11 protein-coding genes and 1 pseudogene are annotated in these 17204 nt (G+C 38.1%); 10 read left to right on the top strand and 2 right to left on the bottom strand.

Going from position 1 to position 17204, the window contains the following annotated elements; genetic code table 11:
• Positions 1-394: 394 nt before the first annotated feature.
• Complete coding sequence (nhaC, locus tag KM885_RS08405; RefSeq protein WP_204798594.1) at positions 395-1816, bottom strand: Na+/H+ antiporter NhaC; 1422 nt, start codon at positions 1814-1816, stop codon at positions 395-397.
• A 257-nt stretch (positions 1817-2073) separates the two neighbouring features.
• Between nhaC and KM885_RS08410 the strand changes: the two genes are divergently transcribed.
• From KM885_RS08410 to KM885_RS08440, 7 genes are all read left to right on the top strand, one after another.
• Positions 2074-4185 carry a sigma 54-interacting transcriptional regulator gene (locus tag KM885_RS08410; protein ID WP_216883778.1) on the top strand — a complete coding sequence of 704 codons (2112 nt, stop codon included), beginning with the start codon at positions 2074-2076 and terminating at the stop codon, positions 4183-4185.
• A 231-nt stretch (positions 4186-4416) separates the two neighbouring features.
• Positions 4417-5799: an aminotransferase family protein gene (locus tag KM885_RS08415; protein ID WP_216883779.1), complete on the top strand. Its 1383-nt coding sequence runs from the start codon at positions 4417-4419 to the stop codon at positions 5797-5799.
• A 59-nt stretch (positions 5800-5858) separates the two neighbouring features.
• The gene (locus KM885_RS08420) at positions 5859-6944 is read left to right on the top strand and encodes a C45 family autoproteolytic acyltransferase/hydrolase (RefSeq protein WP_204798591.1); all 1086 of its coding nucleotides are present in this window, start codon (positions 5859-5861) and stop codon (positions 6942-6944) included.
• A gap of 11 nt (positions 6945-6955) precedes the next feature.
• Positions 6956-8377 (top strand): NAD-dependent succinate-semialdehyde dehydrogenase, encoded by a 1422-nt coding sequence (locus KM885_RS08425; RefSeq protein ID WP_216883780.1) that lies wholly within the window; start codon positions 6956-6958, stop codon positions 8375-8377.
• A 44-nt stretch (positions 8378-8421) separates the two neighbouring features.
• The gene (locus KM885_RS08430; protein ID WP_216883781.1) at positions 8422-9990 is read left to right on the top strand and encodes a bifunctional GNAT family N-acetyltransferase/carbon-nitrogen hydrolase family protein; all 1569 of its coding nucleotides are present in this window, start codon (positions 8422-8424) and stop codon (positions 9988-9990) included.
• 26 nt (positions 9991-10016) lie between these two features.
• Positions 10017-11363 carry an APC family permease gene (locus tag KM885_RS08435; protein ID WP_204798588.1) on the top strand — a complete coding sequence of 449 codons (1347 nt, stop codon included), beginning with the start codon at positions 10017-10019 and terminating at the stop codon, positions 11361-11363.
• Positions 11364-11381: 18 nt separating this feature from the next.
• Complete coding sequence (locus tag KM885_RS08440) at positions 11382-13007, top strand: amidohydrolase (RefSeq protein WP_204798587.1); 1626 nt, start codon at positions 11382-11384, stop codon at positions 13005-13007.
• A 191-nt stretch (positions 13008-13198) separates the two neighbouring features.
• Here the strand turns inward: KM885_RS08440 and KM885_RS08445 are convergent.
• Positions 13199-13342, bottom strand: a pseudogene (locus tag KM885_RS08445) (DUF421 domain-containing protein); the annotation flags it as partial.
• A 243-nt stretch (positions 13343-13585) separates the two neighbouring features.
• Here KM885_RS08445 and KM885_RS08450 point away from each other — a divergent pair.
• The 3 genes from KM885_RS08450 (at position 13586) to KM885_RS08460 (ending at position 17195) form a co-directional block, all read left to right on the top strand.
• The gene (locus KM885_RS08450) at positions 13586-13981 is read left to right on the top strand and encodes an acyl-CoA thioesterase (RefSeq protein ID WP_204798586.1); all 396 of its coding nucleotides are present in this window, start codon (positions 13586-13588) and stop codon (positions 13979-13981) included.
• Between the two features lie 31 nt (positions 13982-14012).
• Entirely contained in the window at positions 14013-15137 is a 1125-nt protein-coding gene (locus KM885_RS08455) for a zinc-dependent alcohol dehydrogenase family protein (protein WP_204798585.1), read from the top strand.
• A 399-nt stretch (positions 15138-15536) separates the two neighbouring features.
• Complete coding sequence (locus KM885_RS08460; protein WP_204798584.1) at positions 15537-17195, top strand: spore germination protein; 1659 nt, start codon at positions 15537-15539, stop codon at positions 17193-17195.
• The last annotated feature ends 9 nt before the right edge of the window (positions 17196-17204 follow it).

Consider the following 17204-nt stretch of genomic DNA (forward strand, 5'->3'; position numbering starts at 1 on the left):
ATTAAAAGAAATGTGTTTTTATAGATCTAGACAAATCCAGCTGTAACACCATTTCTTATGAAAAAATGGGATATACGAAGGAAGATTGCGTAAAAGTGAAATTGGAATATTTCCAGTTATAGTAAGACAAGGAATTACAGTGGATATTGCTATTATTATCTTCCCTCTTACTAGCTAGAAGTAGTCCAAGAAGTGATTTTGATATAGCATCATTGGAAAGATGCATTGGGGAATAACGAATTGTCCAGGTTAAAGTTTCAGACCACAGCATATTCGAAATTCCCCGCCATTACATCGTTATAACACCAATCAAAGGACTAATAGTTCATTTTGTTTTAAATCTTGCTCGAAACGGAACGGATTCTGGTTCCGTAAATGGTTACTGAACATATGATTAACTGTTACTTAAAGCCTTCACCTCTTGTTCCTGATGACCTTCTTCATACTCTATCGTAAAACCTGTGAATCCATAAATAATAGCGAAGATTGGACTTAAAAGGCATAAAAAAGCGAACGGTGCATAGCTAAGGGCACTGACTCCCAGCGTTGCAAACATAAAGGCACCACAGGTATTCCAAGGGACAAGTGGAGATGTCATGGTTCCAGCGTCTTCCACCGTTCGTGATAGGTTTTTTAACTTGAGCCCTCTTCTTTTATATTCTGCTGCATACATTCTTGCAGGAATAATGATGGATAGGTATTGATCACAGCCAACTATATTGGAGGCGATTGATGTTCCGACAGTTGTTGTAATAAGGCTTCCAGTAGATTTTACTAAGTTCATTAGGCTTTCTACAATAACGGCGAAAAATCCCGCTATTTCCAATATTCCTCCGAAGCTCATGGCGATTAGAATTAATGACACCGTCCATAGCATGGCTTCTACACCACCATTGTTCAGTAGATTGTTTAAAACCTCCATATCTGTTTCGATAGAGTACCCATAATACATGGTTGTAAGGGTCTCTTTAATGGATACCCCTTGTACGAGAATTGCGCAAACAGCTCCCATTAGTGAACCGATGGCTAGTGCTGGCATGGCTGGCATTTTACGAATCATCATCATGATAACGATTGCTGGTACAACGAGAAGCCATGGAGATAGATTATAGATTTGTGATAGATTTTCTTGAAGAAGTGCAACTTGTTCGATATCTGATCCATCTCCAGATGAAAAGAACCCTAAAATGAAGTATATGATTAATGAGATAATTAATGATGGAATGGTGGTGTATAACATATGTTTAATGTGCTCGAAAAGTTCTGAACCAGCAACTCCTGGCGTAAGATTTGTTGTTTCAGATAGCGGAGATATTTTGTCCCCAAAATAGACACCAGAAATGACGGCACCAGCTGCCATAGCAGGGTTAACCCCTAGTCCTTCTGAAACCCCCATAAGTGCAATTCCTATAGTACCCGCGGCAGTCCAAGCATTTCCAGATGCAAGTGCAACAATACAAGAAATTAGGCAGGCTGCAAATAGAAAATAGGTTGGTGACAGAATTTCCATCCCGTAGTAAATCATTGTCGGAACAATACCGCCTGCAATCCATGTTCCGATTATGATACCGATTACAAGTAAAATTAAAATGGCTTGTAATGATAAACTAACTCCTTTAATTATTCCTTTTTCTAACGTGTTCCAAGAATATCCTAACGAAAGTGCAGTAATGGATGCAACAATGGCACTTAAGAATAAAGGAATATGTGGATCAGTTTCATAGATTCCAATCCCGATTATTAGAGCAATAACCATAAAGATAATCGGAATCAATGCTACATAAAGCGTAGGCTTTTTTTGTGTTTCTGGATTCATCTTCGTTCCTCCTCGTAAAATTCCCTTTACCATTTTCTTGCAAAAAGTATGCCAAATTTAAATTTATTAGTGTTATTTGTAAGCGGTTTCCAATGGTTGTGATAAAATACTAAATATAACAAATAATAAATTTGTAAACATAACTTTAAAGAGTATGATTTTTCTGTTAATATTTATGCAAGAAAGCATAGCTATTCATTTTTGAATAAATTAAGATACTTTTCATTTTATGTGCAAGAAATGGGGGACTGTACAAAATGTTCGAAGCCATTCAAAGTAAATTAAAGCCGATAATTGTCATATCGGAAAATCAGAGAATAAAAGAAAAACTCATCGATGATCAAAGCGATTATATCTTCTTGGAAAGGAATCATGAGCTTTATGCTTATGTTTATACCAAAGAGGTGCAATATGACGCGAATTGGGAAGAAATCCAATCCTATGCCAATCCGATAGAAGAACTAGTTATCTTTAATGAAGGGAAAGATCTCTCTTTTCCCTTTATTTTCCAAGTGTTAGGGCAACCTATTATTTTGGTTAAAGATAGAAATAGTAAGTTGATTGGCTATATTCATCGAGAAGATATACTTATTGAATTGTTGAAAAGAGAGAACCAGAATGGAGATTTTATAAAGCTTTTATTAACTTCGATACCACTAGGAATGTTCATTGTTGATCGGGATAAGAAAATTGTAAATTATAATGATTCTGGGTTGAAAATGATTCGCAGTCAAAAAGAAGATGTTCTTGGTGCCGATGCTAGGTCCATATTTTCGGAGGAGCATTTAAATAGTGTTTTTTTAACAGGGAAAACCATGCTAAACCAAATTCATATTACAGATGAAATGGGAGTGCTAGTCGACTACAGCCCTGTTATGGTCCGAGATGGTGAAAAGGAAAAAGTGGACGGGGCGGTCATTATTGTCCAGGATTTACCGATGGTCGAAGAAATGGCTGTGGAAATGGATTTTGTCAAAAACCTAAATCACGATCTAAATGCTATTCTGGCTACGATTTATGATGAGATTCTCATTGTGAATGGTGAAGGAGAGCTTATTCGTCATAGTGAAAATTATATTTCTGATTTTTGGAGAATCAACTTAAAGGAATTGATAGGAAAAAGTTTACTTGATTTAGAACAGGCAGGCTTGTTTACTCCGTCCGTTACAAGACTAGTAATGGAGAAAAGGGAAAAAGTTTCGGTAGTTCAAGAGACGGATTCTGGATTGAAAATCTTATCCATCGGGAATCCAATATTTAACGAAGATGGAGAACTTCTTCGGATTGTGATTGCTTCAAGGGATATTACAGAACATACGAAGCTAAAGTCGGAGCTTGAGAAGACAAAAGAAAAGTCAGATAAATATAAGGAAGAACTAAATCATTTGAAAAATAAAGAAAGTCCTTCCGATCGTATTATCTATAGCAGTCAAAAAATGGAAAAGATCATCATGCAAATTGAAAAGCTAGCCAAATTCTCCTCCACTGTACTTATTCAAGGAGAATCCGGCGTTGGTAAGGAATTGATTGCAAAGGAAGTCCATAAACGTGGAAGCCGGTCAAAGAATACTTTCCTTACGATAAATTGTGGGGCTATACCTGAAAATTTGTTGGAAAGTGAATTGTTTGGCTATACGAAAGGTGCTTTTACGGGTGCGGATAACAACGGGAAAATCGGTTATTTTCAAAGGGCGAATGGTGGGATTTTATTTCTTGATGAGATCGGAGAAATTTCGCAGCAGTTGCAAGTGAAATTATTGCGTGTCCTTCAAGAAAATGAGGTTGTTCCAATTGGTAGTACCGATCCGGTTCCAATTGATGTTCAAATTATTGCAGCAACGAATAAGAATTTAGAGAAAATGGTAGAGGATGGAACCTTTAGGGAGGATTTGTATTATAGGATTAATGTTATTCCACTAAACATTCCGCCGTTAAGGGAGCGTCCAGAAGATGTTCCTTTACTTGCTCATCATTTTATTCAAAAGCTAAATAAGAAGTATCAGAAGAAATATCATTTTTCACCAGATGCACTTAGTCTACTAGAGTTATATGCTTGGCCGGGGAATATCAGAGAGTTGCAGAATTTAATTGAGCGGTTATTTATTACAGCGGAGGATGATGTGATTACTTCTGATGTTGTGAGTCAATTTTTACGGTTCGATGTTTCTGGTAAGTCTAAACCAATGATTACGGGGATAATGCCGCTCCAGAAAGCGCAAGAATATGTAGAGGAACAATTAATTACACTGGCAATCCAGCAGTATAAAACAACAACTAAAGCGGCTAGGGCACTAGGAATAAGTCAATCTGCAGTTAGTCGTAAATATAAGAAGATTCAGGAACGTAAGAATCAATCAAGACCTGTCTAATGAATGCATACCGTTATGCTTCACTGCATAATGGTATGCATTTTTACATAATAAAGAGTATTTATAATAGTAGGAAAAGGCATGTTTTTTAAAAGAAAAAGTTTTTAAATACCAATTAATTGGTATTTGAGAAGGTTTTAAAGAAAAAACACCTTCTGTTGGCATAGTTTTTGCATATATAAATGTGAGATGGACTTTATCAAGCAATAAAAATTGGGAGGTTTTTATATTATGACTACTAGAAATATACAAACTACAACAGATAAAACGGCTAGATTAGTAGAATGGGATAAGAAACATTATATCCATCCAACTACTTCAGCAAAAGCCCAAGCTACAGATGGATCGCCTCTTATTTTTTCAAGTGGCAATGGTGTTTATGCTACAAGTACAGATGGAGAAAGATATTTAGATGGTCTAGCAATGTTATGGAACGTGAATTTAGGACATGGAAATAAAGAACTTGCTCAAGCAGCTTATGATCAAATGATGAACATGGCTTATTCTTCTTCGTTTAAAGGATATTCCAATGAGCCTGCAATTGAACTTTCAAAGAAGTTGGCAGAAATTGCTCCAGGGGATTTAAACTCAGTCTTTTATACTTCAGGTGGATCAGAATCAAATGATACCGCCTTCAAATTGTCTAGATTTTACTGGGAATTAAAAGGGAAGCCATCTAAGAGAAAAATTATAGCTCTTCATAATGCATATCACGGTGTAACGTTTGCAGCGCAAACTGCTACGGGCATTCCTGCATTTCATAATTTTGCCGGGTCTAATATTGGTGAGGTGTACCATGCGAAAGCGCATCTTACTAACTGTGAGTTAGGGGATAAGAGTGATCCGAATTATGAAGGTTCCATTCGAGGTATTATAGAAAAAGAAGGTGCGGATACAATTGCGGCCGTCATCTTGGAACCAGTACAAGGGTCTGGCGGGGTTCATATACCACCAGAAGGTTACATTCAAGCAGTTCGCAAGCTTTGTGACGAATTTGGTATTTTGATGATTGCAGATGAAGTGATTTGTGGCTTTGGCCGTACAGGAAAGATGTTTGCAGTAGATCATTGGGATGTAGTTCCAGACCTAATGAGTATGGCTAAAGGGATTTCAAGCGGCTATTCGCAATTAGGCGGCGTGATGTTACGTGATGAAATTCGCAATACGCTCGTACAGTATGATGGAGTATTAAGTCATGGATTCACGTATAGCGGGCATCCAACAGCATGTGCAGTTGCCTTGAAAAATATTGAAATACTTGAACGAGACCATATCATTGAGCATGTTCAGGCAATGGAAAAAGTGCTGAAAGATGGATTCCGCTATTTAGAAGATAAGCATAAGCATGTGACAAATACGAGATCACTCGGCCTATTAGCAGCTATTGAGCTATATGAGGATCCAGAAACTAATAAATTATTTGATGACGCTGTTCAACCAGCAACGGTAGTGGTGGATGAATGTTTCGACCGTAAATTGATTCTACGTACTTTGGGGTCGCACCGAGAAATCATTGCTATAGCACCACCACTCATTATTAATAAACAGGAAATAGAAGAGATGATTGGAATTATTGATGATTCGATTACAGCATTTGTGAAAAAATTAGGTTAAAGATTATAGATGGGAGGAATGAATCATTCTTCCCATTATGAAAGAAAGAGGAGTGAACCATGATTAAACGACTAGAACTTCGAGGGTCTTCAAAAGAAATAGGAAAAGCACATGGGAGCGAGGGGAAGGAACAAGTCTTTCAAAGTCTTGAAACCTATGAAAAATTGTTCCATGGTTATCAGGGAATTAGCTGGAAAGAAGCCAGAGAACGAGCACTACCGCATTTAAAGGCGATTGAAAGCTATGATGCAGAAATGATAGAAGAAATGGAAGGGATTGCAATTGGTGCGGGGGTAGACTTTGAGGATATTCTTGCTCTCAATGCGCGCAGTGAAATCGCTCTTGCTGGATATAAGGGAACCTCCTTTTCTGATGGTTGTACGGCAATTGGAGTTATGCCACCAGCAGCATCCGAGACCATCATTGGACAAAACTGGGATTGGAAAGGTCGTCAGAAGGAAAGCTTGCTGCTATTGGACATCCACAGTGAAAATAAACCTAGCATAAAAATGGTAACGGAAGGCGGCATTATTGGAAAAATTGGCTTTAACTCTGCAGGTGTTGGGGTTTGTTTTAATGCCTTGATAACCGATAAAAAATCTGACGCCATTCCAATTCATTTGGGTTTACGTGCGGTTCTGAATTCTCATTCGTTACCGGAGGCAATTTCAAAAATAAAAGGAGAACAAATGGCTTCTGCCGCTAGTTTTTTAATTGGAAGTGATGACGGTAATGGAAATGGAATGGCTGTAAATGGAGAAGTATCCCCATTTGGAATGGATTATGTGACAGATAATAATGGTACATTGGTACATACAAATCATATTTGTTCGAACGTTGTCAAAGAACACTTAAAAGATATGAATGAATTTCGGCAGGACGATTCCATGCTGCGTAAGTTTCGAGCGGAGCAGCTGATTCAAATAGCGAGAGCTTCAAATCAATCACTTGATGAGGAATTATTTAAAACTTGGCTAGCAGACACATACAATAAGCCAAATTCCATCAATCATTTTCCAAATCATATGGCGCCAGAACACCGACAAATGGAAACGGTCTTCTCGATTATTATGAATCTATCAAAACGAAAAATGTTCTTATGTGTTGGAAAACCTTCAGAAAGTCAATTTGAAGAAATTTTGTGAGGTGAAGAGAAATGGTCTATATCAATGGAGCGTGGAGAGAGTCCAATCAAACAATAGATGTAATCAACCCTGCAACAGGTGAAGTAATAGAAGCAGTTGCATCCGTAGGACAAAAGGAAACAAAGGAAGCCATTCAATCAGCAAAAGAGGCATTTAAATCATGGAAGAAAGAAACTGGTGAAAAACGAGGTGAATATCTCGCGAAGGTTGTAGAGCTGATGAAAGAACGTCAAGATGAATTAGCAGAAACCATTACGAAAGAAAATGGAAAACCATTAGTAGATGCTACAGGGGAAGTAATTAGTGGGATCAAGTACTTAGAATGGTATGCCGAAGAGGCAAAAAGAGTTTATGGAGACACAGTTCCTGCTTCCCATCCTGACAAGCGTATTTTAGTACTTCGCCAGCCAGTCGGGGTTGCAGCAGCAATCACACCTTGGAATTTTCCGTTTTCGATGATTACGCGTAAGCTTGCACCAGCTCTTGCAGCAGGATGTACTGTCGTTTTAAAACCAGCACCAGCTACGCCACTATCAGCAATTAAGGTTTTTGAATGCTTTCATGAGGCCGGTATACCAAAAGGTGTAGTGAATCTTGTGATCGGGCCAGCAGAAGAGATTGGTGCAGAAATGACCAGTAATCCGGATGTTCGAAAAATTACATTTACAGGCTCAACAGCTGTTGGAAAAAAACTACTTCGTGACAGTGCTGGCACAGTCAAGAAAGTATCCATGGAATTGGGAGGTCATGCCCCTTTAATCGTATTTGAAGATGCGGACATTGAAATGGCGGTAGATGGTGTATTGGCATCAAAATTCAGAAATGCTGGTCAAACATGTATCAGTACGAATCGGGTTTATGTTGCAGAAAATATTGCAGAGGAATTCGGCAAAAGACTTGCTGAAAAAGTAGCACATCTACAGGTTGGTAACGGAATGGAAGAAGGTACAGATGTTGGTCCACTCATTAATAAGCACGCTTTGGAGAAAGTAGAAACCCATGTCCAAGATGCTGTTAACCATGGCGGCAAGGTGTTAAGTGGCGGAAAAGTTTATTCGAATCATGAGGGTCAAGGATATTTTTATGAACCAACGGTAATTCAAGGTGCCACTGAATCGATGAAGATAGCAGAGGAGGAAACATTTGGTCCTGTAGCGCCTATCTTTACATTTAAAACCGAAGAAGAAGTGATTGAAAAGGCCAATCACGTTACCTATGGTTTGGCAGGTTATTGCTTTACGAAAGATTTAAGTCGTGGATTCCGTATGATGGAAGAACTTGAATACGGGATTGTAGGGATTAATGATGCTGCACCTATTACTGTCCAAGCGCCATTTGGCGGAGTGAAGGAAAGTGGTATGGGGAGAGAAGGCGGAAAGTATGGCCTTGATGATTATTTGGAAGAGAAACTTGTTTCAGTAAATACAAAATAAGACAGAGGAAGAGGAATGCATTTTTAAAGGAGTGAAGAGGACACATGGCAAATGAAGACACTGCAGAATTTGAGAAAAAATTGATTGTACGAAACACAAGATATGAAGATATAGAAGGTATTATAAAAATGAATCAGCTTGGCTTTGGAAATCCTGAAATAGCATTTAAACGGGAACATTTTGAAAGCCAACTGTCGATTTTTCCAGAAGGTCAAGTGTGTATTGAATATGAAGGCGAGATCATTGGCTCTTGTTCCAGTATTATTGTAAATTTTGATGATTATGGGGTGAATCATACGTTTAGTCAGATTGCGGATGATGGTTTTATCCGCAATCACAATCCAAATGGGGAAAATTTATACGGAATTGAAGTCGTTGTTCATCCTGATTACCGACATATGAAAATCGGACGCCGCTTGTATGAGGCGCGGCGGGAAATTTGCCGTAAGTTTAATTTGAAGAGTATTTTGTTTGGGGGACGTATACCGAATTATCATAATTATGCGAATAGCCTCACCGCGGAACAATATGTGGAACAGGTAATCAAACGGAATTTATATGATCCTGTACTAACCTTTCAGTTAATGAATGATTTTGAACTAATAAAAGTAATGCCAAACTATTTAGCTAAAGATGAGGCATCATTGGAATATGCCACATTGATGGAATGGAAAAATCCAGAATATATTGCGGATACGAATCAAAGGTATCAAAAATCTTTACCAGTACGAATTACGGCGGTTCAATACAATCTGAATCCGATTTCATCCTTTGAGGAATTTGCTGCTCAGTGTGAGTACTATGTGAATGCCAGTTCGAAAATACGTTCCGACATCATTGTTTTTCCTGAGGCATTTACCATGCAGCTTCAATCTTACCTTAATGAAAAGGTCCCAAGTAAACAGGTACGTCAATTAACATCGTACCTCGATGAATATAAAGAACTCTTTTCTGATTTGGCTATTCGTTACAGTATTAACATTGTTGCGGGCTCTAACTTTGTTCAAAAAGATGATTCCCTTTACCATGCAGCTTTTTTATTTCATCGAAACGGGAAGGTAGATAAACAGTACAAACTGCATATTTCTCCTTATGAGAAAAAGTGGTGGGGCATCCATCCTGGGAATGAATTAAACGTATTTGATACGGATTGTGGGCAAATTAGCATCCTCTTAGGATACGATGTACTGTTTCCTGAAGTAGCTCGAATGGCAGTAGACCGTGGAGCAGATATCTTGGTTACACCATTCACGGCCTCTGATAAACAAGAATCATTAAGAATGAAACTCTGTGCACAAGCAAGAGCTATAGAAAATCAGGTTTTTGTCGTTACGGCTGGTGCTACAGGAAATCTAACGCAAGTGCATCATATGAATAGTCAAAATGCACAATCTGGAATTTATTCGCCAATTGATTATGATTTATCGGAGAATGGTGTGGTTAGCGAGTGTGATCCTAACGTGGAAACAATGGTGGTTGGAAAAGTGGATCTGGAGTTATTGCGACGAAATCGTTTAAATGGTATGGTCACTCCTTTACATGACAGGAGAAGTGATCTTTATCAAATTAAAACGGAAGAAGCGGTAGAAAAGGAAATAACAGTAAAATCATGATTTATTTTAGAAGGGCTGAATGATATATGGATGTGAAACTTAAACGTACATTAACTGTCTTCCCGTTGATTGTATTCGGTTTAGCGTATATGGCACCAACCACTGTATTTTCCACATATGGTGTTGTTGCTGAAATAACAAGAGGAATGGTGCCTGCAGCATATATTGTTGCGCTAATTGGGATGTTGTTTACCGCTTATAGTTATGGTCAGATGGTAAAGGCTTTTCCAATCTCTGGTTCCGCCTATACTTATTCACAAAAGGCATTTAATTCGCATGTTGGCTTCATAGTGGGATGGGTTATTCTTTTAGATTACCTATTCCTTCCTATGATTAATGGGTTATTAATAGGTATTTATTTAAGCGCCTATTTCCCACAAGTACCGTTTCCTGTCTGGTTAATTGCTTTTGTTTCTCTCATAACGGTAGTCAATATTGTTGGTGTCAAAATAGCAACAAAAGTGAATATCCTTCTCATCTCTTGTCAGTTTCTTATTATTGTCCTGTTTTCCATCTTATCCGTTAGAGGTGTTATGAATGGTCTGGGTTCAGGTACTTTATTTATGAGTTCCCCTTTTGTAAATGGAGAAGTTCCATTTGAATTGGTAATGGCAGGGGCTTCGATATTATGCTTGTCTTTTCTTGGCTTTGATGCCGTTACAACATTTGCAGAGGAGACTGTGGATCCTAAAAGGACGCTACCGAAAGCTATATTCTTAATCGCGATGATTGGTGGAGGATTTTTTATATTAGTTTCTTATGTCAGTCACATTGTATTTCCTAACTTTGGTTCTTTCCAAGATGCAGATTCTGCTGCATTAGAAATTGCGTTTTATATTGGCGGGAATCTATTTCAGTCTATCTTTTTAGCGGGTTATATTACAGGTGGTATAGCTTCTGGTTTATCTTCTCATGCGAGTGTGTCACGACTTCTATATGCGATGGGGCGGGATGGTGTATTACCGAGGAAAATATTTGGTTATATTCATCCAAAGTTTCGTACACCGGCTTTAAACTTACTAATTGTAAGCGTATTCACCTTATCTGCACTGTTTGTTGATTTAGTGCAAGCATCTTCTCTTATTAACTTTGGGGCATTAGTCGCCTTTACGTTTGTTAACTTATCTGTAGTTGTTCATTATTATATCAAAGGCAAACGGCGAACAGGAATGGACACAGTGAAATATTTAATATTACCACTTATTGGTGCGGCCTTTACAGCGTGGATTTGGACCAGTTTGGATCAACATGCATTTCTATTAGGGCTAGGTTGGTTTGCTATCGGCGTTGTGTTGCTATTGATTATTACGAAGATGTTTACCAAGAAGCCACCAGAGCTTTCGATTGATCAAATCGATGATGAGGTAGTTTAAAATTCAAGGAGGGATATTATGGTGAAAGCGGATTTAGTTCTTTCTAGTAATCATGTATTTACCGGATTGCAAGAGACAACTGAAAAGGCATCCATTGCCATTATTAATAATAAAATTGCTGCTGTAGGTACTTTAGAGGAAATACAGCCAATGATTGGAGAACAAACTATTGTCCATCAGTTCGGGGATGAGCTAATTGTTCCCGGATTTCAGGATTTCCATGTTCATTTTATGATGGGTAGTTTAGTACAAAATGATATGGTTCATTTACATGATTCAGAGTCGGCAGAAGAAGCTGTTAAAATGACAGCAGCATATGCGGAATCGAGACCGAATGAGGAGTGGATTATCGGCCTTGGCTGGGATCATACCAGTTGGCAACATAAAGAATTACCACATAAGGAGGTATTGGATAGATATATTCCGGACCGCCCAGTTATCCTGTTTAATGCAGAAGTTCATTATGCTTGGATCAATAGCAAAGCAATTGAAGTTTGCGGAATAACGAAAGATACACCTGACCCGGATTACGGTAAAATAGGAAAAGATGAAAAAGGTGAGTTAACCGGACTTTTGTTTGAAGATGCGGTTGGTTATGTGACAGAATTTGCTTACCGGTTTTCAGAAGAAAAAAGAGTGTCATTGATTAAAGGCCTGCTCAAGGAGGCAGCAAAATACGGGGTTACATCCGTTAATGATTTGTTTGGTGGAAATATTGGGCCGAAACAGGAAGAGGATGTAAAAGTGTACTCCCAACTTGAAGAACAGGGAATTCTAACGACTCGCATTCATTTTTATCCAGAATTACAAAAGGATATGGAAGAGGCAAATAGATTAAAAGAAAAATATCAGTCAGATAAATTAACTTTTTCCGGACTTAAGCAATTTATTGATGGCGTCGTTACTAGTCACACGGCTTATTTACTTGATAGTTATAAAGATCGTCCAGAGACGGCGGGGGATCTTACGAAGGAGCCTGAGGAAATCAAACAATTGGTTAAACAGGCAGATAAGCATGGATTTCAAATTAGATTTCATGCGATTGGAAATGGAGCTGTCCGCTTAGCATTGGACGCCTTTGAGGAAGCTAAAAGAGAAAACGGTCAAAGAGATGCTAGACACGTCATAGAACATGTAGAGGTACTCCATCGAGATGATGTTCAACGTTTCCGAGAACTAGGGGTAATTGCATCATTTCAGCCATCCCATGTTGCCTTAATGCCTAAGGAAGCATATACAAGCAGAATAAGTGAACAACAACAGCCTTTATATTTTCCTGTAAAGACGATTATGGATACAGAAGCTACTATCACTTTTGGAACGGATTTCCCAGTAGCACCTTTAAATCCTTTATTAGGAATTTATCATGCAATGAAAAGAATAGATTTAAATGGTCAGTCATGGGAGGAATCTGAAAAGATAAGTCTTGCGCAGGCTATCAAGGCATATACCACAACTCCCGCATATGGCTCATTTAGGGAAAACGAGCTGGGCACCATTGAGGAAGGGAAATTAGCAGATATGGTTGTCTTAAATAAAAATTTATTTGAAAATTCAATCGAAACGATACCAGAAACAGAAGTGACTATGACAATAATGGATGGAAGAGTTGTTTACGCAAGTGAAAAGGAGCTTGCTAATTAATAGAAAAGTGGAAAAGGGGGGAGTTTTTCCAAAAGCGTTTTGAGGTGAAGTGATCGGATAATGTAAGAAAGATAAAAGAACATGTAAATGGTGAAATGTAGGTGAGATGGAGATAGTGCATAGGTTGCCTATCCCCATTTTTCCTTACAGAACGTTTTACATAAGGCTGCATCATCTTTATTAATGTCTTTTGCAATTGCACCTAGTGATATCGAGGCAACAAAATCGAAAGTGGTCATTTTTGAAATGGTTTGTTTTCCTAAAATTTTAGCCCTTATCAATAATAAGCAGAAGGCGCCGATACTTCTAAGGATTACTTCCAAAACATCATGCATGTGAAATCCTCCGTTTCTAAATAATGTATTTAATAAGTGCCTAAATATATTGTGAACAAGATTAAAAAAACCATTCCATAAGAATTAATCATATATGAATAAACTCGGAGCATTATCGTCTAAGGTGGAATAAAATGGGGAAGTCATTTATTTCTTAGCAGGTTGAAGTAATAGTATGAAAATTCCTATTCCAATGTGTTATAATATAATAGAATCAAAATGAAAGGGAGAGGGGCAGATGTCTTGCTAAAAACTATCATCACCCCACGCGTCAGTGAAACAGATGGTGTAGGTCATATCAATAATACAACCATCCCCATATGGTTCGAAGCCGGCAGAAATGAAATTTTCAAAATGTTTACTAGTGATTTAAGTTTTGAAGATTGGCGTTGTATTATTTTAAACATGAACGTGGACTATTTGAAACAAATTTATTACGGAAGAGATGTAATTATAAAAACGCACGTCGAGAAAATTGGGAATTCTAGTTTTACTTTGTATGAAGAGATGTTTCAAAATGAAGAACTCTGTGTAAAAGGAAGAGCTGTATATGTCAATTTTAATCGTAAAAAGCAAGCCACAGAACCAATACCAGATGACATTAGACTGCAACTAGAAGAGCACTTAATACAAGAATAACGAAAACGTTTTATAAGGGGAGATTGCCAATATGAAAGTAAGAACAGCTGTATTACGTGAAATGGGGAAGGAATTACCATATGCAGAAAGTAAACCTATTCAAATAGAAACGCTTAATCTTGATCCACCCGGGCATGGGGAAGTGCTTATTAAAATAAAAGCTGCTAGTCTCTGTCATTCCGATTTATCTGTTGTGAATGGGAGTCGACCTAGACCACTGCCAATGGCTTTAGGACACGAGGCATCTGGAATTGTAGAGCAAGTAGGGGAAGGGGTTGATGATTTAGAGGTTGGCGATCACATAGTATGTGTATTTGTTCCTAGCTGTGGTCACTGTCTACCATGTCAAGAAGGGCGCCTAGCTTTATGTGAAGAAGGAGCAAAATCTAACATGGAAGGTACACTGTTAAACGGTGATATACGTTTACATAATGCGGAAGGAAAAATCAATCATCATTTAGGTGTTTCGGCATTTTCTGAATATGCGGTTGTATCTAGGAATTCCTTGATTAAGGTGGACAAGGATATTTCTTTTGAAAAAGTAGCCTTATTTGGATGCGCTGTCATTACGGGGGTAGGAGCGATAATTAATACTGCAAATATTAAACTAGGGAGTACAGTTGCGGTTGTCGGTTTAGGGGGAGTTGGTTTAAGTGCGCTTATCGGTGCTATTGCTGCAGGTGCGGAACGAATCATTGCCATTGATATTAATGACTCTAAATTGGAATTTGCTAAAGAATTGGGAGCGACGGATACATTTAATTCCACAGATATGGATGTAATTGAAAAAGTACGTGAAGCAACGGGTGGAGGAGTGGAATATAGCTTTGAAACTGCTGGAGCCGTTCCCGCAATGGAAGTAGCCTACGGAATTACGAAACGTGGCGGTACCACCGTAACAACAGGACTACCAGATCCAAAACACCATTTCTCGTTTCCATATGTGAGTTTAACTGCGGAAGAGAGAACTTTGAAAGGTTCCTATGTAGGTAGTTGTGTCCCGAAAAGGGATATTCCGAAATTCATTAACTTATTGAAACAAGGGCGTTTACCTGTAGATAAGCTAATGAGTGACATGATCGAGCTGGATCAAATAAATGAAGGATTTGATATGTTGGCAAAAGGAGAGTCTAGTAGGATAATAATTAAATTATAGATGTTAGAAAAAGAGTTTTTATTGATATGGTGAAGAATGAAACCCGAATAATGGACACCGATAAAAAGTGTCTGATATTCGGGTTTTTCTTATGTACATGAATGCTGATATTCTGAGTTTGAATGCTGAAATCTCTCGTATGAATCTTGATATCCCGAGTGCGAACGCCGAAATCTCTTGTATGAGCTGCTGATATCCCGATTGCGAACGCCGAAATCTCTTGTATGAGTGCTGATATCCCGGGTCCAAATCCCGATACCCATCACGTGAATCCCGATATTCAGTAAATGAAACCCGTTTTCTACCCAACGTCAATTCCTTCCTTGTGCTTTACATAATTATTCAACATTTTGGAAAGATAATATACAAATTATTATCTTGATTAGGAGCTTTTGGTATATGAGGAAATGGTTAAGTAAGAAGAAAGAACCAATGGAAGTAGAGAATATACCTTCAGATTTGGCTACTCCCTTACATAAAGACATTGATCAAACGATTGAAAATGTGAAGTCTATACTTGGGAATAGCTCGGATTTTGTAGTAAGGGAATTTAAAATCGGTTCGACTCAACTAGTAAAGGTTGCTTTACTTTATATGGATGGCATGGCTAGTAAAATGTTCATTTCAGATTATATTACGGAAACATTGATGATTGATTTACGTCTAACTGATTTACCAACTGGAAATAATGCAGATAGCTCCGGAAAGGGATCATCCCCAAATCAAGGAAATGTACGGAAAAAGGCAAAATGGATAAAGCCAAAAGTTAATCCTCAAGAGAGTGATCTTTTTAAAGTGATGAAAGATCAAACGTTAGCGAATAGTGAGGTGGAGGAGTGTAAGGATTATCAAGAGCTATTTAGTTTTATTCTTGCTGGGGATTCGATTATTTTAATGGATGGGTATGAAACAGCTTTTGCTATTGGTTCAAAAGACTATGAATCGAGATCAGTAGAAGAATCATCCTCTACAACGGTTATAAGAGGACCGAAAGAAGGTTTCACTGAAACGTTAAGAACGAATACCTCCCTTATTCGTAGGAGAATTAAAGATCCGAATCTCTGGATCGAAAGTAAAGTCATTGGGAAAAAAACACAAACAGACGTCGCTATCTGTTATATGAACGGCATTGTCAGTGACAAGATTGTTAAAGAAGTAAAAAAGCGGTTAGATGCAATTGATGCGGATGCTATTTTGGAAAGTGGTTATATCGAAGAATACATACAGGATTACCCCCATTCCCCGTTTCCAACGGTGTACAATACGGAAAGGCCGGATGCGATTTGTGGGGGGTTACTTGAAGGAAAAGTAGCAATCATTGTGGATGGTACTCCCTTTGTATTACTTGTTCCTACGTTCATAGTAGACTTTTTTCAATCTAGTGAAGATTATTATCAACGAGCGGATATTGGCTCGCTCTTACGACTATTACGTTATTTGGGATTTTTCTTAGCTCTGTTAACACCATCTATATATATTGCCTTAACAACATTTCACCAAGAAATGATTCCTAATCAACTGTTAATTAGTTTAGCGGCACAAAGGGAAGGGGTCCCATTTCCAGCATTCGTAGAGGCCTTAATCATGGAGATTACGTTCGATATTTTACGTGAGGCTGGTACACGAATGCCCAGAGCGGTAGGGTCTGCTATTTCAATTGTGGGGGCTTTGGTGTTAGGACAAGCTGCTGTAGAGGCAGGTATTGTTTCGTCAGCGATGGTTATTGTTGTATCATTAACCGCTATTAGTAGTTTTGTTTTTCCTAGTCCTGATTTATCAAGTTCTATTCGGTTATTGCGATTCCCTTTTATGACTTTAGCGGCAATGTTTGGATTACTTGGCATCATTATTGGAGTGATTATTATGGTTATGCATTTGGCGAGTTTGCGCTCCTTTGGAATCCCATACTTATCTCCAATGGGGCCATTGATTTTACAAGATCAAAAAGATGCTTTTATTCGTTTGCCGTTATATAGATTAAGTACGAGGCCTAGATTAATGAATCAAAAAAATATTGTTCGAGAAAACACGGATAAACCTTCGCCAAATAGAAAGTGATGGTGAGTG

This window comes from Oceanobacillus caeni (assembly GCF_019037185.1).
GTDB classification, from domain to species: domain Bacteria; phylum Bacillota; class Bacilli; order Bacillales; family Amphibacillaceae; genus Oceanobacillus; species Oceanobacillus caeni.